The organism is Mycobacterium branderi, assembly GCF_010728725.1.
GTDB classification, from domain to species: Bacteria; Actinomycetota; Actinomycetes; order Mycobacteriales; family Mycobacteriaceae; genus Mycobacterium; species Mycobacterium branderi.
Genome location: NZ_AP022606.1, coordinates 1,010,963 through 1,033,409, shown reverse-complemented (window position 1 = coordinate 1,033,409; position 22,447 = coordinate 1,010,963). Strand labels below are relative to the sequence as shown.

20 protein-coding genes are annotated in these 22,447 nt (G+C 66.8%); 9 read left to right on the top strand and 11 right to left on the bottom strand.

Annotated elements, in window-relative coordinates; translation table 11 throughout:
* Positions 1–332: 332 nt before the first annotated feature.
* Positions 333–902, bottom strand: a complete 570-nt coding sequence (locus tag G6N47_RS05485) for a peptidase M50 (protein WP_232080310.1) — start codon at positions 900–902, stop codon at positions 333–335.
* A 155-nt stretch (positions 903–1,057) separates the two neighbouring features.
* Here G6N47_RS05485 and G6N47_RS05480 point away from each other — a divergent pair, with 155 nt between their 5' ends.
* The 7 genes from G6N47_RS05480 (at position 1,058) to G6N47_RS05450 (ending at position 8,395) form a co-directional block, all read left to right on the top strand.
* A complete protein-coding gene (locus G6N47_RS05480) occupies positions 1,058–2,356 on the top strand; it encodes an adenylosuccinate synthase (RefSeq protein WP_083133846.1) in 1,299 nt (432 codons plus the stop codon).
* Entirely contained in the window at positions 2,353–3,030 is a 678-nt protein-coding gene (locus tag G6N47_RS05475; protein WP_083133845.1) for a PaaI family thioesterase, read from the top strand. The genes G6N47_RS05480 and G6N47_RS05475 overlap by 4 nt, the downstream gene beginning before the upstream one ends.
* A 27-nt stretch (positions 3,031–3,057) precedes the next feature.
* Entirely contained in the window at positions 3,058–4,308 is a 1,251-nt protein-coding gene (gene purT, locus G6N47_RS05470) for a formate-dependent phosphoribosylglycinamide formyltransferase (RefSeq protein WP_083133844.1), read from the top strand.
* Between the two features lie 14 nt (positions 4,309–4,322).
* On the top strand, positions 4,323–4,736 hold the full coding sequence (locus tag G6N47_RS05465) for a rhodanese-like domain-containing protein (RefSeq protein WP_083133843.1): 414 nt from the start codon (positions 4,323–4,325) through the stop codon (positions 4,734–4,736).
* Positions 4,733–5,953: an O-succinylhomoserine sulfhydrylase gene (locus G6N47_RS05460; protein ID WP_083133842.1), complete on the top strand. Its 1,221-nt coding sequence runs from the start codon at positions 4,733–4,735 to the stop codon at positions 5,951–5,953. The genes G6N47_RS05465 and G6N47_RS05460 overlap by 4 nt, the downstream gene beginning before the upstream one ends.
* A 71-nt stretch (positions 5,954–6,024) precedes the next feature.
* Positions 6,025–7,161 (top strand): cellulase family glycosylhydrolase, encoded by a 1,137-nt coding sequence (locus G6N47_RS05455; RefSeq protein WP_083133841.1) that lies wholly within the window; start codon positions 6,025–6,027, stop codon positions 7,159–7,161.
* A gap of 100 nt (positions 7,162–7,261) precedes the next feature.
* On the top strand, positions 7,262–8,395 hold the full coding sequence (locus tag G6N47_RS05450) for a glycoside hydrolase 5 family protein (protein ID WP_083133840.1): 1,134 nt from the start codon (positions 7,262–7,264) through the stop codon (positions 8,393–8,395).
* Here the strand turns inward: G6N47_RS05450 and G6N47_RS05445 are convergent.
* From G6N47_RS05445 to G6N47_RS05425, 5 genes are all read right to left on the bottom strand, one after another.
* Positions 8,392–9,786, bottom strand: a complete 1,395-nt coding sequence (locus G6N47_RS05445; protein ID WP_083133839.1) for an NAD(P)/FAD-dependent oxidoreductase — start codon at positions 9,784–9,786, stop codon at positions 8,392–8,394. The genes G6N47_RS05450 and G6N47_RS05445 overlap by 4 nt on opposite strands.
* 6 nt (positions 9,787–9,792) lie before the next feature.
* Complete coding sequence (locus G6N47_RS05440; RefSeq protein WP_083133838.1) at positions 9,793–12,579, bottom strand: aminotransferase class I/II-fold pyridoxal phosphate-dependent enzyme; 2,787 nt, start codon at positions 12,577–12,579, stop codon at positions 9,793–9,795.
* 67 nt (positions 12,580–12,646) lie between these two features.
* Positions 12,647–13,504: an SDR family oxidoreductase gene (locus tag G6N47_RS05435; RefSeq protein WP_083133837.1), complete on the bottom strand. Its 858-nt coding sequence runs from the start codon at positions 13,502–13,504 to the stop codon at positions 12,647–12,649.
* A 40-nt stretch (positions 13,505–13,544) separates the two neighbouring features.
* The gene (locus G6N47_RS05430) at positions 13,545–14,525 is read right to left on the bottom strand and encodes a YihY/virulence factor BrkB family protein (RefSeq protein WP_163659554.1); all 981 of its coding nucleotides are present in this window, start codon (positions 14,523–14,525) and stop codon (positions 13,545–13,547) included.
* 29 nt (positions 14,526–14,554) lie between these two features.
* Positions 14,555–16,045, bottom strand: a complete 1,491-nt coding sequence (locus G6N47_RS05425) for a cytochrome P450 (RefSeq protein ID WP_083133835.1) — start codon at positions 16,043–16,045, stop codon at positions 14,555–14,557.
* A gap of 146 nt (positions 16,046–16,191) precedes the next feature.
* On the opposite strand from G6N47_RS05425, the gene kasB reads away from it, so the two are divergent.
* A complete protein-coding gene (kasB, locus tag G6N47_RS05420; protein WP_083133834.1) occupies positions 16,192–17,460 on the top strand; it encodes a 3-oxoacyl-ACP synthase KasB in 1,269 nt (422 codons plus the stop codon).
* On the opposite strand, the gene G6N47_RS05415 is transcribed toward kasB, so the two are convergent.
* From G6N47_RS05415 to G6N47_RS05395, 5 genes are read right to left on the bottom strand one after another with little or no spacing between them, the layout of a single operon-like run.
* Positions 17,457–18,086 (bottom strand): TetR/AcrR family transcriptional regulator, encoded by a 630-nt coding sequence (locus G6N47_RS05415; RefSeq protein ID WP_083133833.1) that lies wholly within the window; start codon positions 18,084–18,086, stop codon positions 17,457–17,459. The genes kasB and G6N47_RS05415 overlap by 4 nt on opposite strands.
* A 1-nt stretch (position 18,087) precedes the next feature.
* On the bottom strand, positions 18,088–19,230 hold the full coding sequence (locus tag G6N47_RS05410; RefSeq protein WP_083133832.1) for an acyl-CoA dehydrogenase family protein: 1,143 nt from the start codon (positions 19,228–19,230) through the stop codon (positions 18,088–18,090).
* A complete protein-coding gene (locus G6N47_RS05405; RefSeq protein ID WP_139799671.1) occupies positions 19,227–20,399 on the bottom strand; it encodes an acyl-CoA dehydrogenase in 1,173 nt (390 codons plus the stop codon). The genes G6N47_RS05410 and G6N47_RS05405 overlap by 4 nt, the downstream gene beginning before the upstream one ends.
* On the bottom strand, positions 20,396–21,115 hold the full coding sequence (locus G6N47_RS05400; RefSeq protein WP_083133830.1) for an SDR family NAD(P)-dependent oxidoreductase: 720 nt from the start codon (positions 21,113–21,115) through the stop codon (positions 20,396–20,398). The genes G6N47_RS05405 and G6N47_RS05400 overlap by 4 nt, the downstream gene beginning before the upstream one ends.
* Complete coding sequence (locus G6N47_RS05395; RefSeq protein WP_083133829.1) at positions 21,112–21,915, bottom strand: enoyl-CoA hydratase-related protein; 804 nt, start codon at positions 21,913–21,915, stop codon at positions 21,112–21,114. The genes G6N47_RS05400 and G6N47_RS05395 overlap by 4 nt, the downstream gene beginning before the upstream one ends.
* Positions 21,916–21,972: 57 nt before the next feature.
* Between G6N47_RS05395 and G6N47_RS05390 the strand changes: the two genes are divergently transcribed.
* Positions 21,973–22,329, top strand: a complete 357-nt coding sequence (locus G6N47_RS05390; protein WP_083133828.1) for a DUF3054 domain-containing protein — start codon at positions 21,973–21,975, stop codon at positions 22,327–22,329.
* Positions 22,330–22,447 lie beyond the last annotated feature (118 nt).

Genomic DNA, 22,447 nt, shown 5'->3' with positions numbered 1-22,447 from the left:
CGATGTGCCCGCCTCAGCGCGACACCGGCCACTTCGGCAGGTGGCGGGCGGCCCATCCAGTCACGTGTCCCACTTGCGCCTCCTTGAGTCACATGCGTCGCGTCGGATTTGCGTACTTCGCGGTGCCCGCCTACGCGCGACACGACGTTGTCGCTCGTAGCTGGGCACCCTTGTAACCCGACTTTCGCCGTGTCTAGTGGGGCGTACGGGCCACCCCCGTGTCAGAAGTGCACGATGTGACGACGCTCCACCACGCTAACCGCCAGTTGTCGCTCGGAGGCGGACACAACGGCACATGTCAAACTTCTTGGTGCCCTTGGGAATATTGAGCCCTATCGGACCAGCAGCCAGCCTTCGACGTGCCGGTAGAAGGTCGAGCGCCGCACCGGCCGGGCGGCCGGGACGCCGTCGCGGATTACGGTCGCGCCGGTGGTGCCCAATTGGGCGGCGCGGCCCGTCACCCAGCGCCCGCCGGCCACCCGCGCGCGCAGCCCGGGCAGCGCCGCCGTCGGCTCGATTCGCACCGCGGTGACGTCGCCGTCGAAGAGCGTGGTGTCGTCGACCACCGCCTCGCCGTGCAGCTGCGGCGCGTCGCCACTGGGCCGCCATTCGGCTGCTCCGACGATCACCGAGCCGGTCTCGTCGCGGATCAGCGGCACCCGCTGCGCAGCGCCGCCCCGCGCCCGACGGGCCGCTCGCCACCCGGTCGGAAGGCGGTAGGCCCCGGTAGCCGCGCTGCGCCGCCGCGACACGAAGGCCACCTCGACATCAAGCCGTCCGGCGCGCAGCAACCCGGTCAGCACCGCGGCCAGGTCCGCGTCCGCGCCGACCACGATCAGCCGCTGGAACTCGGCGGCCTCGACGTCGTCGACGACCGGCAACGCCCTCAGCGAACGAGGCAATCGCGCCCCCCCGACCAACAGCACGGCGATCTTCAATTGCCCGCCTCCTCCTCACGCCGTTCCGGCGTGCATCGTCACCGGGCGGTTCAAGAATGTCCTCCGCGATCACTGGGCTAGTGTTGGCTACCGGCTGGACCACAATAATCAGGAGAACCATGCCGGCAATCGTCCTGATCGGCGCCCAATGGGGCGACGAGGGCAAAGGCAAGGCCACCGATCTACTCGGGGGCCGCGTGCAGTGGGTTGTGCGATACCAAGGCGGCAACAACGCCGGCCACACGGTTGTCTTGCCCACCGGCGAGAACTTCGCGCTGCACCTCATCCCGTCAGGTGTGCTGACCCCGGGCGTTACCAACGTCATCGGCAACGGCGTGGTGGTCGACCCCGGTGTGCTGCTCGACGAGCTCAAGGGCCTCGAGGACCGCGGCGTGGACACCTCCCGGTTGCTGATCTCCGCGGACGCACATTTGCTGATGCCCTACCACGTCGCCATCGACAAGGTGACCGAGCGCTACATGGGCAGCAAGAAGATCGGCACCACAGGCCGGGGGATCGGGCCGTGCTACCAGGACAAGATCGCCCGCATCGGCATCCGGGTCGCCGACGTGCTCGACCCCGACCAGTTGGCCCACAAGATCAAGGCCGCGCTGGAGTTCAAGAACCAGGTGCTGGTCAAGATCTACAACCGCAAGGCGCTCGAGCCGCAGCACGTGGTGGAAACCCTTCTGGAACAGGCCGAGAGTTTCAAGCACCGCATCGCCGACACCCGGCTGCTGCTCAACGCGGCTCTCGAACGCGGCGAGACTGTGTTGCTGGAGGGCTCGCAGGGAACCCTGCTCGACGTCGACCACGGCACGTATCCGTACGTGACGTCGTCGAATCCGACCGCGGGCGGCGCGGCCGTCGGCTCCGGTATCGGCCCCACCCGGATCACCACGGTGCTGGGAATCCTCAAGGCCTACACCACCCGGGTCGGCTCCGGCCCGTTCCCCACCGAACTGTTCGACGAGAACGGCGAGTACCTGTCCAAGACGGGCGGCGAGTTCGGCGTGACGACGGGCCGGCGCCGGCGCTGCGGCTGGTTCGACGCCGTCATCGCCCGGTACGCCACCCGGGTCAACGGCATCACCGACTTCTTCCTGACCAAGCTCGACGTGTTGTCCAGCCTGGAAACCGTTCCGGTGTGCGTCGGCTACACCATCGACGGCAAACACCTCCACGACATGCCGATGACCCAGAGCGAGCTGGCCCGCGCCGAGCCGGTCTACGAGGAACTGCCCGGCTGGTGGGAGGACATCTCGCACGCCCGGACATTCGACGAGTTGCCGGCCAAAGCGCGCGACTACGTGCTAAGGCTCGAAGAGCTTGCGGGAGCACATATTTCGTGCATCGGAGTCGGCCCGGGCCGAGACCAGACCATCGTGCGCCGCGACGTGCTGGCGGCTTCGCCGTGAGCGATCGCAAGCGCGGCGAAGCCGGGCGCAGGGGGTCGCGAACCGACCAACCGCAGACAGAGGATCCCGACTACCAGCATCACGGCGGTTTTCCGCGCTACGAGGCCGCAGAGCCGGGTCCGGGATTCGCCAGGTTCGTCGCCGCGATGCGGCGCCTGCAGGACCTCGCGGTGTCCACCGACCCCGACGATGCCACCTGGGACAGCGCCGCCGAGCGCGCCGAGGAGCTGGTCAAGCTGCTGGACCCGTTCCAGGCGCCGGAGGGCGTCGCTCCCGCCGGACGCGTTCCGTCGATGCCCGGTCTGGGCAGCCTGTTGATGCCGCCGTGGACGATGACGAAGTTCGGCCCCGACGGTGTCGAAATGCGCGGCGAGTTCAGCCGGTTCTACGTCGGCGGCAACATGGCCGTACACGGCGGCGTCCTGCCCCTGGTGTTCGACTGGATGTGCGGGATGGTGGTGGTCGCCGCGGGCCGCCCGATCAGCCGGACCGCGTTCCTGCATGTCGACTACCGCAAGATCACCCCGATCGACACCCCGCTGGTGGTGCGGGGGCGCATCGCCTCCACCGAAGGCCGCAAAGCGTTCATCACGGGCGAACTGCGCGACCCCGACGACGCGCTGTTGGCCGAATCCAATGCGCTGATGCTGCGATTGCTGCCCGGCCAGCCCTAATGCATTGGGCGCCTATCCTTGGGGCAAATGACTGAGGAAGACGAGCCCGCCCACGGAAAACACGAACAGTCTTCCGACGACGACTCTTCGCGCACCACGGTGATGCTGCTGGGGGCGGGGGAGTTCAGCCGGGAACTGGCGATCGCCTTTCAGCGACTCGGCGCCGAGGTGATCGCGGCCGAGCGGTACGCCGACGCTCCCGCGCACCGGGTTGCCGACCAGTCGGTGGTGGTCCGGTTGACCGACACCGACGAGTTGGCGGCGGTTATCGGCCGGCTGCAGCCCAACTTTGTGGTGACGGTGACCGACGTGGTAGCCGCCGACGCGTTGACGGCAGCCGCCGAAACCGGGTTCGCGCAGGTGTTTCCGACGGCCCGCGCCGCCCGGCTCACCGCCGACCGGGAGGGCCTGCGCCGGCTGGCCGCCGACGAACTCGGGCTGCCCACCGCGCCGTTCTGGTTCGCGGGTTCAATCGACGAACTCCGCGCGGTCGCCGAGCACGCCGGATATCCGCTGCGGATCCAGCCGGTGGCGCCGGCCGGCGACGGTGAGTCGGTGATCTACGGGCCGTTCGATCTGGAGTCGGCGTGGCGGACCGCGGTGTCGGCCGGCGGCCCGCAGGCTCCCAAGCGGGTGATGGCCGAGAGCGTCGTCGAGGTCGACTTTCATGTGACCCTGCTCACGGTTCGCAGCGAAGGGCCGAAAGGCCCGGTGGTCGAATTCTGTTCGCCGATCGGCCACGGCCAGGTCAGCGGCGAGGCGCTGGAATCCTGGCAGCCGCAACAGATGAGCCGTGCCGCGCTGGACGTTGCCAAGTCGATCGCCGCGCGCATCGTCAAAGCGCTCGGCGGGCGCGGCGTGTTCGGGGTCGAGCTGATGATCCGCGGCGACGAGGTCTACTTCTGCGACGTCAGCACACGACCGTACGAGAACGGCGTGGTAACGCTGCGCAGCCAGCGACTTTCGCAGTTCGAGCTGCAGGCCCGGGCGATCCTGGGCTTGCCCACCGACACGATCATGATCTCGCCGGCCGCCGCTCAGGTGCTCTTCTCCAGCCACGAGTCCCTCGACACCGGCGCCGACAACACCGGCCCGATCGGCGGCGCGCTGACCGAGGCGCTGGCCGTGCCGGAAAGCGACGTGCGGATTTTCGGTCATCACCAGTCCGACGAGCGGCGCCGGCTGGGCGTGGCGGTCGTCACAGCAGTGGACGTGCCGACGGCGCGTGACCGGGCCCGGCAGGTGGCGACCGCTCTGCGGAAGGTCTGGCAGTCGTGAGAGACTCACGCTAAATGACTTACGCAGGAGATATCACGCCGCAGCAGGCTTGGGAGCTGCTGCGCGAGAACCCCGACGCGGTGCTGGTCGACGTTCGCACCGACGCCGAGTGGCGTTTCGTCGGCGTGCCCGACCTGTCCGGCCTCGGCCGTGACGTCGTCTACATCGAATGGAACCGCGCCGACGGTAGCCGCAACCAGAACTTCGTCGACGAACTGCTGGAACGGGTGCCGGCGCGTGACGACCGGCCCGTGGTATTCCTGTGCCGCTCCGGCAACCGCTCGATCGGTGCCGCCGAGGCCGCCACCGAGGTGGGCATCACGCCGTCCTACAACGTGCTCGACGGCTTCGAAGGACACCTCGACGAAGCGGGTCACCGCGGCGCAACCGGTTGGCGGGCAATCGGTTTGCCGTGGAGACAGTCATGAGCGACGACCACTCCATCAGAGTTCCGCCGCCGCTGCCCGACGGTGTTGGCCCGGCCACCATCGGGGTGCGCGGTGGAATCTTGCGGTCGCAGTTCGAAGAAACCGCGGAGGCAATGTATTTGGCCTCCGGTTACGTCTACGAGTCGGCGGCCGCCGCGGAAAAGGCTTTCACCGGCGAGGTGGACCGCTACGTCTACTCCCGCTACGGCAATCCGACGATCACGATGTTCGAGGAACGGCTGCGGCTCATCGAGGGGGCGCCGGCCGCGTTCGCCACGGCCAGCGGCATGGCGGCGGTGTTCACCTCACTGGGCGCACTGCTGGGCGCCGGCGACCGGTTGGTTGCCGCGCGCAGCCTGTTCGGCTCGTGCTTCGTGGTGTGCAACGAGATCCTGCCGCGCTGGGGAGTCGAGACGGTTTTCGTCGACGGCGACGACCTGTCGCAGTGGGAGCAGGCGCTGTCGGTGCCCACGCAGGCGGTGTTCTTCGAGACGCCGTCGAACCCGATGCAATCGCTGGTCGACATCGCCGCCGTGGTCGAGATGTCGCACGCTGCCGGTGCAAAAGTGGTGCTGGACAACGTGTTCGCCACACCACTGCTGCAGCAGGGCTTTCCGCTCGGCGTCGACGTGGTGGTGTACTCCGGGACCAAGCACCTCGACGGGCAGGGCCGGGTGCTGGGCGGGGCGATCCTGGGCGACAAGGAATACATCGACGGCCCGGTGCAGAAACTGATGCGCCACACCGGCCCGGCGATCAGCGCCTTCAACGCCTGGATCCTGCTGAAAGGCCTTGAGACGCTGGCTGTTCGGGTCCACCACGCCAATGCCTCGGCCCAGCGTGTCGCCGAATTCCTCGACGGGCATCCCGCGGTGCGTTGGGTGCGCTACCCGTTCCTGCCGTCGCATCCGCAGCACGATCTGGCCAAGCGGCAGATGTCCGGTGGCGGCACCGTGGTCACCTTCGAACTCGACGCCCCGGAAAGCACGGCCAAGCAGCGGGCCTTCGACGTGCTGGACAAGCTGCAGCTGATCGACATCTCGAACAACCTGGGCGACGCGAAATCGCTTGTCACCCACCCGGCGACCACCACGCACCGGGCGATGGGCCCGGAAGGGCGGGCCGCGATCGGCCTGGGCGACGGCGTGGTCCGGATCTCCGTCGGGCTGGAGGACACCGAAGACCTGATCGCCGATCTCGATCGCGCGCTGGGCTAAACGCGCAATCTTCCACGGAGCGCCCCGACGCGGTCAATACTGGATCCAGCGCGCGGAGAGGGGGTCGGTCCGTGCAGCGTCGAACGGTCCTGAAGCTACCGCTGCTGGCGGCCGCGGGCACCGCGCTGGTCCACGCACCGCGCGCCGCCGCACACGCAGGCCGATGGTCGGTTGACCGGGCCAACACCTGGTACCAAGCGCAGGGCTGGCTTGTCGGTGCCAACTACATCACCTCCAACGCGGTCAATCAGCTCGAGATGTTTCAGGCCGGCAGCTTCGATCCGCGGCGCATCGACACCGAGTTGGGCTGGGCCCGGTCGTGCGGGTTCAACACCGTGCGGGTCTTTTTGCACGATCAGCTCTGGGCCCAGGATCATCGCGGCTTCCAGGGGCGTCTGGCGCAATTCGTCGGAATCGCGGCGCGCCACCACATCAAGCCGCTGTTCGTCTTCTTCGACTCCTGTTGGGATCCGTTGCCCAAAACCGGTCGGCAGCGCGCACCGAAGCCGGGCGTGCACAACTCCGGTTGGGTGCAAAGCCCGGGCGCCGAGCGCCTCTACGACGGCCGCACCCGAACCTTCCACGACTATGTCACCGGCGTGTTGACGCAATTCCGCAACGACGACCGCGTTTTGGGCTGGGATCTGTGGAACGAACCCGACAATCCCTCGCTGGCGTATCGCGACGTCGAGATGAAAGACAAGCAGCAGTATGTTGCAGACCTGCTTCCACGGGTGTTCCGCTGGGCCCGCGAAGTCGATCCATGTCAACCACTGACGAGCGCGGTGTGGGACGGCAACTGGGGAGATCCCGCGCGCCGCAGCGTGATCGCCGGCATTCAACTGGACCAGTCCGATGTCGTCAGTTTCCATTGCTATGACGAGCCGGCGGCCTTCGAGAGCCGGATCACCGAGCTTTCGCCGCTGGGTCGGCCCATACTGTGTACCGAATACATGGCCCGCACCCGCAACAGCACCGTCGACGGCATCTTGCCGATTGCCAAGCGGCACAACGTAAGTGCAATCAATTGGGGCTTGGTGGCCGGCAAAACCCAGACGTACTATCCCTGGGACTCGTGGGATCAGCCGTACACCGCGATGCCCAAGCTATGGTTCCACGACCTGCTGCTCCCCGACGGACGGCCCTACCAGAGCGCCGAGATCCAAACGATCCGCAACTCCGTCGCGCGGCTGAATACCACTGGATGACGGCGAGATAACGATTCGGCAACTCCTCGCCGTATAACAATCCGCGCGACGCGCTCGGCAAATACCGGGGACGCCCCCTCGGGCAACTTATGGTCACTTCGTGTACCGTCGAACGGTCCTGAAGCTACCGCTCCTCATCGCAGCAGGTACTGCATTGGCCCCAACACCGCGCGTCGCAGCGGAACCCAATCGGTGGTCGGTGGACCGTGCCAACCGCTGGTATCAAGCGCAAGGTTGGCCCGTCGGCGCCAACTACATCACGTCGACGGCGATCAATCAGCTCGAGATGTTTCAGGCCGGCACCTATGACCCGCGACGGATCGATACCGAGTTGGGCTGGGCGAGATTTCACGGCCTCAACTCCGTGCGGGTGTTCTTGCACGATCAGCTCTGGGCGCAGGACAGGCAAGCGTTCCAGCTTCGGCTGGCGCAGTTCGTCAACATTGCGGCGCGCCATCGCATCAAGCCGCTGTTCGTACTGTTCGACTCGTGTTGGGATCCTCACCCCAGAGCGGGTCTGCAGCGTGCTCCGAAGCCCGGAGTCCACAACTCCGGTTGGGTGCAGAGCCCGGGTGCCGACCGCATCGACGACCGTGCCTACCTTCCGACTCTGCAGGCCTATGTCACCGGAGTGCTGACGCAATTCCGCAACGACGACCGCGTCCTGGGTTGGGATCTGTGGAATGAGCCCGACAACCCCGCCAACCAATATCACTCGACCGAGCGGAACGACAAGCTGCAGCTTGTCGCCAACCTGCTTCCGCAGGTGTTCGGGTGGGCGCGTTCGGTTGACCCCGGCCAGCCGCTGACCAGTGGTGTGTGGGACGGCGAGTGGGCAGATCCCTCCAGCCGCAGCGCAATCGCCAATATTCAACTCGACAACTCCGACGTGATCACGTTCCACAGCTACGGCAAACCGGCGACTTTCGAGAGCCGCATCGCCGAGCTCACCCCGCTGGGCCGGCCGATCCTCTGCACGGAGTACATGGCCCGCACGCTGGGCAGCACTGTCGAAGGCATCCTGCCAATTGCCAAGCGGCACAACGTCGGCGCTTTCAACTGGGGCCTGGTCGCCGGACGAACCCAGACCTACTTTCCGTGGGACTCGTGGAATCAGCCCTACACGTCGGTGCCGAAGGTGTGGTTCCACGACCTGCTGCGACCTGACGGCCGGCCCTTCCAGGGCAGCGAAATTCAGGCCATCAAGACGGTCAGCGCCACGCAGTCGTCCTAACCGGCTGCTTCTTCGGCCTGTTCGGCTTCCTCGGCCGCGGCCAGGGCACCCTGTGTGTGTTCCGCCAACCGGCTCATCGCAAGCCGCGCGTAGATCATCTGGCTGGTGATGGCCATCTGACCGCGGCCGCGACCCAAGAACGAGACCAGCCACGACACCACGGTGGTGAACCGGTTCTTGTGCCCGACAAGGTAATACAGATGCAGCACCAGCCACGCCAGCCAGGCGATGAACCCGCCGAACTCCAGCTTGCCCACCTGAGCGACCGCGCTGTAGCGCGACACCGTGGCCATGCTGCCCTTGTCGAAGTACTCGAACGGCTTGCGCTGGGCCGGGTCGTCACGGCCCTTCAGCGCCCGCTTGATGCACTTGGTTGCATAGTGCGCGCCCTGAATCGCGCCTTGCGCCATCCCAGGCACACCCGGCACCGCCATCAGGTCGCCGACGACGAAGACATACGGATGACCCTTGACGGTGAGGTCGGGCTCCACCAAAACCCGGCCTGCGCGGTCGGTTTCGGTGCCGTCGGACTGCTCGGCGAGCATCTTGCCCAGCGGACTGGCCTGCACGCCGGCCGCCCACACTTTGCACGCACATTCGATGCGATGCTCCGTGCCGTCCTTGTCCTTGATCGTGATGCCGTGGTAGTCGACGGCGGTCACCATCGAGTTCAGCTGGATCTCGACGCCCATCTTCTCCAGGCGCCGTTGCGCTTTGCGCCCCAGCTTCTCGCCCATCGGCGGCAGCACCGCCGGCGCGGCGTCGAGCAGGATCACCCGGCAGTCGCTGGGCGAGATGGTGCGAAATGCCCCGGCCAGCGTGCGTTCGGCGAGTTCGGCGATTTGCCCGGCCAACTCGACGCCCGTCGGGCCGGCCCCGACCACCACGAACGTGAGCCGGCGCTGGCGCTCGGCGTGGTCGGTGGTGACCTCGGCCGCCTCGAACGCGCCGAGAATCCGGCCGCGCAGCTCCAGCGCGTCGTCGATTGTCTTCATGCCCGGCGCGTACGTGGCGAAATGGTCGTTGCCGAAATAGGATTGCTGCGCGCCGGCCGCGACGATCAGGCTGTCGAACGGCGTCACCGTGTGCATGCTCATCAGCCGCGACGTCACCGTCTTAGCGTTGAGGTCAATGCCCTCAACGTCTCCCAGCAGCACCCGGACGTTCTTCTGCCGGCGCAGCACCAGCCGAGTGGTCGGGGCGATCTCCCCCTCGGACAGGATACCGGTGGCCACCTGATACAACAGCGGCTGGAAGAGGTGGCTGGTCGTTTTCGAGATCAGCGTGACGTCGACGTCGGCGCGCTTGAGCGCTTTGGCCGCGGTCAGGCCGCCGAATCCCGACCCGATGATGACGACATGATGACGCTGGTCGGCAGTCGGCATATTCATCCTCTCTCAGGCGATTTCGGCGGCGGCGGCGCTGGCCTTGCCGAGTCGGCTCCACGGACGCACACTGGCTTCGGCCATCTCCATCGCCTTGGCGGTAAATACCCGGAAGCCGAGATGTGGCTTGTATCCGTGGATTTCCTTGGTGTCCAGAGCGCGGATGAAGGACAGGATCTGCCGGCTGAAGATTTGACCGGGCACCAGAATCGGGAATCCCGGCGGATACGGGGTGACGAACGTGGCCGACACCACTTGCTGCCCCGACTCCATCCGCTCCTCGACCTCGTCGCCGGACAGGTACTCGCAGAACGTGTCGTCGTAGCCGAGATAGAACGCCCGTCGCACATCACCATCCGGAGTTGCCGCGCCGTCCCCGTCGTGTTCTGTGAAACACGAATGGAATCCGCTGAAATCCGGCAGCGGCGCCGACGGGCTGGTCAGCCGCAGCACCGCACGCTCGTGATGCGAGCGGTCGGTCAGGCTCATGTCGGCGATCTTGTCGTCGAGCTCGCGCGCGACGTTGACCAGGACCTCCACCAGGTAGGCGACCGAGCTGCGGGTGGTGCCGATGTTGGTCATGAACAGCACGGTGTTGCGCGACGTCTTGTTGATCTGCACGCCGTAACGGTCCATCAGCTCAGCACGTTTGAACGTGTCGCCGTCGATCCCGGTGTTGCCGATGTAGAGGGTGATACGGCTGGGGTCGAGCACGAACTCGTCCTGCTCCCACGCGGTGGCCATGTTGCGCAGCCCGGTGCGCAGCGGCTGATCGAGGCCCGACGGACGGAACTGCGACGGAATCATCTCGCCCGTCGACAGGCAATGCATGTAGCGGCTGAGCAGTGGGTGCTTGTCGATCGCGTCGCGCAGCTGCATGGCGTTTTCGACCTGCTTTTGCACCAGCTCCACGCCTTCCAGGTCGGCCTGGCGCCGCCCGATGTCCAGCGAGGCGAGCACCTGGTAGTTCGGCGAGGTGGAGGTGTGCGCCATGTAGGCCTCGTGGAACGGCTCTTCGACCTTCTGGTCGAAATCCTGGTCGTAGACATGGATCATCGATCCCTGCCGCAGCGAGGTGAGCGTCTTATGGGTGGACTGTGTGGCGTACACCCGCACCCGCGCGCTGGCCGGGTCGGGCAGCAGGCGGGTATTCAGAAGCGTCTCGTCGTCGGCGCCGGCCATCTTCTCGGCGTAGTCCAGATAGGCCTTTCGGTACTCCGGTGAACGCAGCCGCTCGCGGATCGCGCGGGCCGCATGCATCGCGGTGCGCTTGCGGTACACGTGGTGGAACCGGGCGAACGCGAACCATGCCTCGTCCCAAAGGAATACGAGATCGGGTTTGATCGCCAGGCATTCCTCCATCACGCGCTCGACGTCGTAGACGATGCCGTCGAACGTGCAGTTGGTCAGCGTCAACAGCTTGACGCGGTCCAGCTTTCCGGCTGCACGCAGCGCCAGCAGCCGCGACTTGATCTCGCGCAGCGGCACTGCCCCGTACATCGAATACTGGTTGAGCGGATACGCATCCAGATAGGTGACCTGCGCGCCGGCCATCATCAGCCCGTAGTGATGCGACTGGTGGCAGTTGCGGTCGACCAGCACGATGTCGCCGGGCGCCACCAGCGCCTGCTCGACGATCTTGTTGGCGGTCGAGGTGCCGTTGGTGACGAAGTAGGTGTGCCGTGATCCGAAGGTGCGGGCCGCCAGCGCCTGCGCCTCCCGCAGCGGCCCGGTGGGTTCCAGCAGCGAGTCCAGTCCGCCGCAGGTGGCCGACGTCTCGGCGAGGAACACCTCCAGGCCGTAGAAGTCGATCATGTCGGAGATCCAGTGCGAGCCGACGATCGACTTGCCCTGGGAGATCGGCAGCGCGTGGAACACCCCGGTCGGGCGGTGGCTGTATTCGCGCAGCGCGGAGAAGAACGGCGTCCGGTAGCGCGCGGCGATGCCCTCCAGCAGCGACAGGTGCTGGTCGAGTCCGGCCTCCCCGCCGTGGAAGACCCGGCGGAAGTGATGGCCGAGCCGGGCGGCGACGTCCTCCACCTCGAGCTCGGTGATCAAATACATGTCGATCTCGGGGCGGCTGTCCTTGATGGCGTTGGCCAGGATCGCGGCCCGCTCCTCGGGTGAATGCTCCGCCAGATCCTCGGCGATGTGCGCGTCGACGAAATGCGACAGGGCCGACAGGTCGCGGCGCGAGCGGTGCGCGAAGCGCCGCGTGATGGCACACGCCTGCACGCTGGCGTTGAGCCGGGCGGCGATCACCGCCTCGTCACCGCTGCCGACGACCACGATCTCGTAGACGAACGCGTCGTCCGGGCGGCGACGGGCGTGAATCTCGTTGCGCAGTGCGCGTTCTTGCGCCTCGGTCATTGTCGCGACGATCAGCAACTCGAAATACGGTCGCCCGGAACGGTGCAGCCCCAGTACCTCGAGGGAACCCTCGTCGGCGCCGAGTGTCTCGCCTTCGCTTTCCAGCGGCGACGCCGGCAGCCCGCTGCGGTAGGACTCGGTGACCAGCGCCCGGTTGATCTTGGAGACGGCCCTGCCGAACATTTCGTAGGCGCCGGTGGCGAACAGGCGGTGGGTCTGCCCGAAAACGTGGATGCCGGGGAATGCCCAGTAGCGCTCGAACGGCCGCAGTTGCGACAGCAGTCCCTCGACCAGGTCGGTCAATTCCGTCAGGTCGTTGCCGCGCGCCGCGGTGATCGAGAGCCGCCTGCTGGCTTCCTCCAGTCGGCACCAGGCGTCGGCGCGGAATTGCCATGCGGTGTTGTACGCGTGCGGATTTACGTCAGCCATGTCAGCCTCCAGCCCCTATGGGACCAGGCTAGGCCGACGCCGCACTACAAGCGCCGTTTTGCTCGAGTCAGTCCTTGTGCTCGACGACGCCCGTCGCGTGTTGGGCACGGTTCTCATAAGCCGCCCGCGCGGTGGCATCGAGGTTGAGGAACACCGTGTCGGTGCCCGCCTTCTTGCCGAGCCAGCGACGGGCCCGCACCGGAAGCAACATGGTGAGCAACCCGATGTATCGCGACGAACCAGGTACGGACACTTGGGGTTTCGGCTTGTCGAGCACCTTGACGATCGCGGCCGCGACGTCCTCGGGTTGCACGGGTTTTGTCGCGGCAGTGGTGTGGGTGCCGGAGATCAATTCGGTGTTGGTGAATGTCGGCAGCACGGCGGTGACGTCGACGCCCCGCGGGGCGAATTCGTCGGCCATCGCGGAGGACAGCCCGACGACCGCGAACTTGGTGCCGGCGTAGACCACTTGGCCCGGCACCGCCACCATGCCGGCCATCGAGGCGATGTTGACGATGCGCCCGCTGCGTCGTTTGACCATCTCGGGCAGCACCAGCTGGCAGCCGGTCAGCACGCCGTAGAAGTTGACCTCGATCGACGAGCGGATCGCGTCCTGCGACAGCTCCAGGAACGGCCCGACCGGCATTACCCCGGCGTTGTTGATCAGCACGTCGATGTGCCCGCCACCGTCGGCGCGCGCCTTGTCCAGGAACGCCGCGAACGACTCCCGGTCCGTGACGTCGAGGGGATGACCCGACACCGGGCCCAGGCTGCTGATGTCCTTGACGGCTTTCTCGAGGATGTCGACGTCGCGATCGCCGATGACCACCCGGGCACCGCGCGCCAGCAGCGCCTTGGCGGTTGCGTAGCCGATCCCGCGGGCAGCGCCCGTGATGACGACGGTCTTTCCCCTGATGTTGTCCATGACGACGGACTTTACAGGTGTCAAGTTCTGGAGCGGAAGATCAGCCCTGCTCCTCGTCCTCGTAGGCGATGTCGAGCCGTTGTTCGGGGCGGCGCGTCTCGGTGCGCAGCGCCTTGCTGTAGTACACCTTGTCCGCCTCGATCAGCGGCGGCTGCACGATGCTGCGCGGCCACAGCCGGTTGACCCGGACCACGTCGATCTCGATCGCGTAGACGACCACCGTCGCCTGCAGCGCCAGCCACGCCAGCAGCCCCAGCACGACGCCGAAGAAGCCGGCGACCGCCTGGGCGTAGCGCAGCTGGTGCGCGACGACGACGCCGGCGGCGGTCAGTAGCAGCTGCCAGGCCGCGGCGCTGATCGCGGCGCCCGGCAGCATCGCGCGGGTGGGCACCTCCCCGCATGCCGCGACACGGAACAGCGCTAGAAAGAAGCCGGTGCCCAGCGCGGTGCCGACGACGAAGCTGACGGTCTGGGCGGCCATCCCGTCGAAGCCCCACGACGCGGCTTTCACCGCGGCGGCGCTCGATGCGCCGGTGACCACGACGATCAGCCCCATCAACAACAGCGTCCCGACCGTGCGCACATACCTGTTCGGGAACCCGGGCCAGTCGACCTTCGGAACGGCCCAGAGCGTATTGAGCGTGTTCTGTAGGGAATACGCGAAGCCGCGGGCACCGTACAACGAGCCCAGAATGCCGATGGTCAGCGACAACGAGTTGCCGAAGTTGGTCACGCCCAGCTGTTGATGGATCTGCCCGCCGACGATGGGGAACTCAGCGAACGCCGAATTCACCAGGTGCTGTTGGAGTTTCGGGTGCGACCGCAGCACCACGCCGGCAATCGCGGTCAGTGCCAGCAGCAGCGGGAAAGCCGCGACAAAGCTGTAGTACGCGAGCAGCGACACCTGATAGCCGGCCTGGTCGTCGCTGAACTTCTTGATAACCGCGATCGGGAACCCGGCCGCCGGGTGTCGCTGCTGCCAGCCGTCGAAGCCGCGGGCGGCGCGTTCAATCGGGTTCACCAACAGGGCATACCCAGAAAGCGTCGCGGTTAGGCCCGTTTGGAGACTCGTTCGTGGCGACGCAATTTCGGCGACATCAGCAGCGCGCCATCGGGACCGCCGGTGAACGTCAGCTCGCGGCGCAACCGCTGGCCCGGAACCAGGTCGAGCTCGAAGCGCTGGGCCAACGTGGCGACGATCAGAGTGGCCTCCAGGGTGGCGAAGCCGGACGCGACACACATCCGTTTGCCCGCGCCGAACGGGATGTGGGCGCGGCGCTGCCGGGGCTCGAAGTTCTCCTTCAAGAACCGCGCCGGGTCGAACGTGTACGGGTCGCTCCAGAAGCGTTCGTTGTGGTGGACGCCGTGGATGAGGACGGCGACGGTGGTGCCGGCCGTGATCGGGTAGTCGCCCAGGACGTCGTCGCCCCTTGCCACCCTGGCCAACCCCATGATCGGCGGGTAGCGGCGCATCGCCTCGGCGACCACCGCCTGCGTCCACGGCAGGTTGTCGACGTCGTCTGCCGTGGGTTCGCGGCCGCCCAGCACCTCGTCGAGTTCGCGCCCGAGTTCGGTTCTGGCATCCGGGTTTTCGCTGAGCAGGTACCACGTCCAGGCCAGAGCGGCTGCGGTGGTTTCGAAGCCGGCACCCAGGAAGGTCATCAGCTCGTCGCGGATCTCCAAGTCGCTGTAGCGATAGCCGGTTTCCGGGTCCTCGGCGGCCATCAGCAGGGCCAGCAGGTTGTCGGTCCCCACCAGCTTGCCGCTGCGGTAGTCGGCGATCAGACGATCGAGGAAACGTTCGATGCGGCGCAGTCCCAGCACCGTGCGCGGCGCGAATATCGCTGCCTCCCAGCGCAATGCATTGATAGCCAGCCGCGGCGAGCGGAGCCGGTCGGCAATCCAGCGCAGCGGCCGTGATCCGCCGCCGATGAATCCGTAGCCGAAAATCGTTAGCAGGCGCGCGAAGTCGACGCGCATCTGCTCGGCCAGCTCGCCGGTCAGGTCGATGCCGAACATGGTGCGGGCGATGACATCCATCGTGATGTAGTTCATCTCGGCCGCAATATCGAGCGGCTGGCCGGCACGTTCCTCCCACCGTTCGGCGGCAGCGACGGCGGCCGCGGTCATCTGCGGGGCGAGCGCGTCGACGTTGCGCTTGGCGAAGATCGGCTGCACCAGCCGGCGGTTGCGCTGCCAGAGCTCGTCGTTCAGGTCGGTGACCAGTCCGCGCCCGAAAGCCACTGCCAGAAGGTCGTATTCGGCGCTTTTGGCGTAGTTGTCCTGGTTGGACACCAGGACATGGCGCGCGATGTCGGGGTTGCGCACGACGACGAACTTGGCCAGCGGGGCACGCGCCACGATGATGTCGTCCTGGCCGGGCAGCCGGGCGGCGTAGTCGAAGATGGTGTGCCGGTAGCCCGCCCAGATACCGGCCAGCGCCAATCTCCACGATTTGATCCAGCCGATCTTCGTGTGCTGCCAGCGGACGAAGCTCGGTGCCCAGCGCGGCGGATGGAGTTGTGGACGTTCAGCGTGCATAAGGCGACTCGCTTCCCGATACCTGCGGTATACGGTACCGCCGGTTCCGCGGCGTGTCTACAGCGTGATGCGCAAGCAGGTTTACGGTCGTGGGTACTACACCTTGGGTACTCGGATGGGGCGGAACGTCCAAGGAAAGGCCTGGAATGGAAGGAAGCAGCGCGGTAGCCAGTTTCTCGACGGGCGATGGTTTCCCCGATGTCGTCGTCACCGGCGTCGCAATGACGACAGCCCTGGCGACCGATGTCGACGGCACCTGGAAAAAGCTGCTGGACGGTCAGAGTGGCATCCGCAAGCTCGACGATCCGTTCGTCGAGCAGTTCGACGCGCCGGTGCGCATCGGCGGGCATCTGCTCGAGGATTTCGACGCCGAGCTGAACCGGGTGGAGCTTCGGCGGATGTTGTTTCTGCAGAAGATCTCCGTCGTGCTCGGCCGGCGAGTGTGGACGAACGCCGGCTCGCCCGAGGTCGATCCCAACCGGTTGATGGTGTCCATCGGCACCGCGATGGGCTCGACCGAGGAAATGGTCTTCGGCTACGACGACATCCGCGCGCGTGGCCTGAAGGCCGTCAACCCGGTCGGCGTGCTGATGATGATGCCCAACTCGGGTAGCGCGTGGGTCGGGCTGGAACGCAAGGCCAGGGCCGGGATCATCACCCCGGTGTCGGCCTGCGCCTCCGGGGCCGAGGCCATCGCCCGGGCCTGGCAGCAGATCGTCCTGGGCGAGGCCGACATCGCGATCTGCGGCGGCGTCGAGACCCGGATCGAGGCGGTGCCCCTCGCGGCGTTCAGCCAGATGGGCATCCTGTCGACGAACAACGACGATCCCGCCGGCGCGTGTCGCCCGTTCGACAAGGACCGTGACGGCTTCGTGTTCGGCGAAGCAGGGGCACTGCTCGTCGTCGAACGCGAGGACCACGCGAAGGCCCGCGGCGCGCCGATCCTGGCCCGGCTGATGGGCGCGGCCATCACCTCGGACGGCTACCACATCGTGGCGCCCGACCCCAACGGTCTGCGGGCCGGGCAGGCGATTACGCGGGCGATCCAGCTCGCCGGGCTGCGCCCGACCGACATCGACCACGTCAACGCACACGCCACCGGCACCGTTGTCGGGGACCTGGCCGAAGGGAAGGCGATGACCAACGCGTTCGGTGCCCATCGGCCGGCGGTGTACGCGCCGAAGGCGGCGCTGGGTCACTCCATCGGTGCAGGAGGCGCGGTGGAGTCGATCCTGACGGTGTTGGCGCTGCGCGACGGCGTCATCCCGCCGACGCGGAACCTGCACAACCTCGATCCCGAAATCGACCTGGACATCGTTGCGGGGGAGCCGCGTACGGGCAGCTACCGCTACGCGATCAAGGACTCGTTCAGTTTCGGCGGCCACAACGTTGCGCTGGCCTTCGGAAAGGCTTAGTGCGCGGTCAGCGAGCCGAGCACGTGGCGAGTCTGCAGGCGGATGTAGTCGTCGAGGCTGTAGTTCGGCCCGAAATGCCACTGTTTCAAGGCCCATCCGTGCGCCAGCAGCATGATGTCGAACACCACCAGGTCGACGTCGACGTCGACGAAGCTGCCGTCGGCAACGCCTTTTTCGATCGCCGCGCGCAGCGGCGCGGCGGTGGCGATCTCGAGTTCCTTGATCTGCGCGCGCCCCGCCGCATCCAGGGTGCGGCTCTCCCGGTAGGTCAACACCACCGCGTCGAGGTTTTCGTCGACGATCTCGATGTAGCGGCGGATGCCGGCGGCCAGTTGATCGACAGGGTCGTCACCGGCGGCCGCCATCACCGGCGCGAGCTGGTCGCGAAACGCGTCCTGGATGCGCACGATGGTGGCCAGCAGCAGGTCCTCCTTGCCGCCGAAGTACTTGTAGATCAGCCCGACGCTGACGTTGGCTTCGGCTGCCAGGTCCTGCATGGACATCTGGTGAAAGCCCTTCTGCCCCATGACTTTGACAGCGGCGTCGAGGAGTTGGCGTCGCCGCGAGCTGGTCCGGGCGGCGCGCACGGCCTCCTCGACCGGCAGGTCGGCGAAGTCGGTGGCCATCTCAGAGGCCCAGGTCCTTGGCGATGATCGTCTTCATGATCTCGGTGGTTCCGCCGTAGATGGTCTGGATGCGGGCGTCGACGAACGCCCGCGACACCGGGTATTCGCGCATGTAACCGTATCCGCCGTGCAATTGCAGGCAGCGGTCGGCGACGCGCACCTGCAGTTCGGTGGTCCACCATTTCAGCCGGGCGGCGCGCGCGGCGGTGAGTTCGCCGTTCAGGTGCGCGGCGATGCAGTCGTCGAGATAGGTTCGTGCGATGTCGATTTCGGTGGCCAGCTCGGCGATCACGAATTGGGTGTTCTGCAGGTTGGCGATCGGGGAACCGAACGCCTGCCGGCCGCGCACGTACTCCAGCGTCTCGGCCAGTACCCCTTCGGCCGCGCCGACTGCACCGACAGCCAGCGAAAGCCGTTCCTGGGGAAGGTTGTTCATCAGCTGATAGAAGCCGCGGCCTTCCTCCCCGAGCAGGTTTTCGACCGGAACCCGCATGTCGGTGAAGCTCAGCTCGCTGGTGTCCTGGGCGTGCAGCCCGATCTTCTCCAGGTTGCGGCCGCGGGAGAAACCCGGCGTGTTGGGGTCGACGACCAGGAGCGACAGGCCCTTGTGCCGGTCGGCGCCGGTGCGGACGGCGACGACGAACAAGTCGCCGATCTGCCCGTTGGAGATGAAGGTCTTTGCGCCGTTGACCACGTAGGTGTCGCCGTCGCGCACTGCGGTGGTGCGGATCCCCGCTAAATCACTGCCGGCGCCCGGCTCCGTCATCGCGATGCCGATGATCGTCTCGCCGGTCACCACGCCCGGCAGCCAGCGTTGTTTCTGCTCGGCGGTGGTCAGGTCGGTGAGATAGGGCAGCACGATGTCGTTCTGCAGCGACAGGCCGACGGCCTCGGCGGCCGCCCCGGCCCGCTGCAGCTCGTCGACCAGGATGGCGTTGTAGCGAAAGTCGTCGACACCGGGGCCGCCGAACTCCTCAGGCACCGAAAACCCAAGCAGCCCAAGTTTGCCGGCCTCGACGAACAGGGAGCGGTCCACGCAGCCGGCCTTCTCCCAGGCCTCGTGAGCCGGTACGACGGTTTGCCGCACGAAATCGCGTACCAGCTCCCGGAACTGGCGATGCTCGGCGGTGTAGGTCAGGGTCATCGGAACGCATCCATGCCGGTGATGGCCTGGCCGAGGATCAGCTGGTGCATTTCCGGGGTGCCCTCGTAGGTCAGCACCGATTCCAGGTTGACCATGTGCCGGATGACGGGGTATTCCAACGATATCCCGTTGCCGCCCAGGATGGTTCGTGCGGTACGGCAGATCTCGATTGCCTCGCGGGTGTTGTTGAGCTTGCCGAAGCTGACCTGCTCGGGCCGCAACCCGACGCTGTCCTTGAGCCGGCCCAGGTGCAGCGAGAGAAGCTGGCCCTTGTGCAGTTCGACCGCCATGTCGACGAGCTTGGCCTGGGTCAACTGGAAACCCGCGATGGGACGGCCGAATTGGGTGCGCTGGGTGGCGTAGTCGAGCGCGGCCCGCCAGGCCGAGCGCGCGGCGCCCATCGAGCCCCAGATGATGCCGTAGCGCGCTTCGGACAGACACGCCAGCGGCCCCCGCAGGCCTTTCGCCTCGGGCAGCATGGCGTCGTGCGGCAGGCGCACGTCGTCGAGCACCAACTCGGACGTGATCGAGGCTCGCAGCGACAGCTTGTGGTGAATCGTGTTGGCGCTGAAACCCGGTGTGTCGGTGGGGACGATGAACCCGCGGATACCGTCGTCGGTGGCTGCCCACACGATCGCGACATCGGCTACCGTGCCGTTGGTGATCCACATCTTGCGGCCATTGAGCACCCAGTCCGAACCATCCCGTCGCGCACGGGTTTTCATCGCCGCCGGGTCGGAGCCGATGTCGGGCTCGGTCAGCCCGAAGCAGCCCAGCAGCTCGCCGGCGGCCATGCCGGGCAGCCATTGCTGCTTTTGCTCCTCGGAGCCGTTGTTCCAGATCGCGAACATCGCCAGCGACCCCTGCACCGACACCAGCGACCGGATGCCCGAGTCGGCGGCCTCCAGTTCGGTACAGGCCAGCCCGTAGTGCACCGCCGACGCGCCGCCGCAGCCGTAGCCCTTGAGGTGCATGCCCAGCAGACCGAGTTCGCCGAACTGCTTGGCCAGCTCGCGGGCCACCGGCAGGTCGCCGGCCTCGAACCAGTCGGCGACGTACGGGGTGACGTGCTCGGCGCAGAACTGCCGGACCGTGTCGCGCACCGCGATCTCGTCGTCGGACAGCAACGTGTCCAGGTTCAGTGGGTCGAGCGGGTCGAAGCTCATCATCCGGCCATCGTAAGGCCGCCGCTGACGCTGATCACCTGGCCGGTGATGAACGACGCGGCATCGGAGGCAAAGAACAGCACCGGGGCGGCGACCTCCTCCGGGCGGGCCAGCCGGCGAAACGGAATCGCTTTGACCAGAGCCTCTCTCAGCTTTTCCGGCTGGGCCGCGAACAACGGGGTGTCGGTCGGTCCGGGGCACACGCAGTTGACGGTGATCTGGTAGCGGGCCATTTCCCGGGCCAGCGACTTGGTGAGCGCGATGACGCCGCCCTTGGCGCCGGCATAGATGGTTTCGCCCGCGCTGCCGACCCGTCCGGCGTCGCTGGCGAGGTTGATCACGCGTCCGCCGCCGCCGGCCTCGATCATGCCCGGCAGGAACGCGCTGCACACGTGCACCGGGCCGAGGTAGTTGATGGCCACCACCTTTTCGGCGAATTCGGTTGTGGCGTTGAGGAATTGGTCGGTGCGGTCCCAGCCGGCGGCGTTGACGACGACGTTGGGCGCCCCAGGTGCCTGATCGCGCAGGGCATCCACCTGGGCGCGGTCGGCGACGTCGACCGGCAGCGCGGTGATCAGCTCGGGGTATTCCTTGGCGGTGGCCTGAGCCGCCGCGAGATCGAGGTCGGCGGCGATGACCTGATCGCCTTGGGCGGCGAAGCCCAACGCGATCGCCTTGCCGATTCCCGATCCGGCACCGGTGACGAGTGCAAGCTTCATGCCGTCACATACCTCCCGAACTCTGCCGGACGCTTCTCGGCGAATGCCCGCGCACCCTCCATACCTTCGTCGGTGTGCACGAAGATCTCCAGCGCCGACATGGCCAGGTTGGACAGACCGGCCTGGTGGTCGGTGTCGGCGTTGAACGAGTGCTTGAGGAACCGCAGCGCGGTCGGGCTCTTCTCGGCGATCTCGGCGGCGACGGCCTTGGCCTCGGTCATCAACTTCTCCGCGGGCACCACATAGTTGACCAGGCCCCAGCGTTCGGCGGTGGCGGCGTCGTAGCGGCGGCACAGGAACCACATCTCGCGTGCCCGCTTCTCGCCGACAACCCTGGCCAAATACGCCGACCCGAAGCCCGCGTCGAACGACCCCACCCGCGGGCCGGCCTGACCGAACGTCGCGTGCTCGGCGGCGATGCTCAGGTCGCACAGTACGTGCAGCACATGGCCCCCGCCGACCGCGATGCCGTTGACTGCGGCGATCACCGGCTTGGGCACATCGCGAATCAGCTTGTGCAAGTAGCCGATTTCGAACATGCCGCTCTCGGTGGGCCCGTAGTCACCGGTCTCGGCGCGTTGCTTGACGTCGCCGCCGGTGCAGAACGCCTTGTCGCCGGCGCCGGTCAGGATGATCGCCGAGACCCGGGTGTCGGCCCACGCCGCGCGGAATGCCTTGATGAGTTCCTCGACGGTCTTGCCGCGAAACGCGTTGTAGCGCTCCGGCCGGTTGATCGTGATGACCGCGGCGGCCGCGTCGATCTCGTAGGTGATGTCCTCGTAGAGTGAATCAGCGTTCATTCTGGACGAATTTATATTCAACCAAGTGCGTGGTCAAGGGCCGGTACTGTTCGCGACATGCGCGGGTTGAGGTGGCTGGCCGTCGACGTCGTGTGCGTGCTGGTGTTCTGCGGTGTCGGGCGGCGCAGCCACGACGAAGGGCTCAACCTGACGGGTGTCGCGACGACGGCGTGGCCGTTTTTGATCGGCACGATTCTGGGGTGGGCGCTGTCGCGGGGCTGGCGACGGCCGACCGCGGTCGTCCCGACCGGTGTGGTCGTGTGGATCAGCACCGTCGTGGTCGGGATGTTGCTGCGCAAGGCGAGTTCGGCCGGCGTCGCCGCGAGTTTTGTGGTGGTGGCGTCGACGGTTACCGCGCTGCTGTTGCTGGGCTGGCGCGCCGCGGTGTTGGCGGGTTCCCGCCGGGCTCCCTAATCCCAAGCGTCTCAGGAGCTTTGGTATGTGACGATGTGCCCGCCTCGCAGCGACAACTGCCATGATTGTCGCGCGTAGCCGGGCAGGCTGAAACACAGCCCTGCGCAGGGACGAAAGT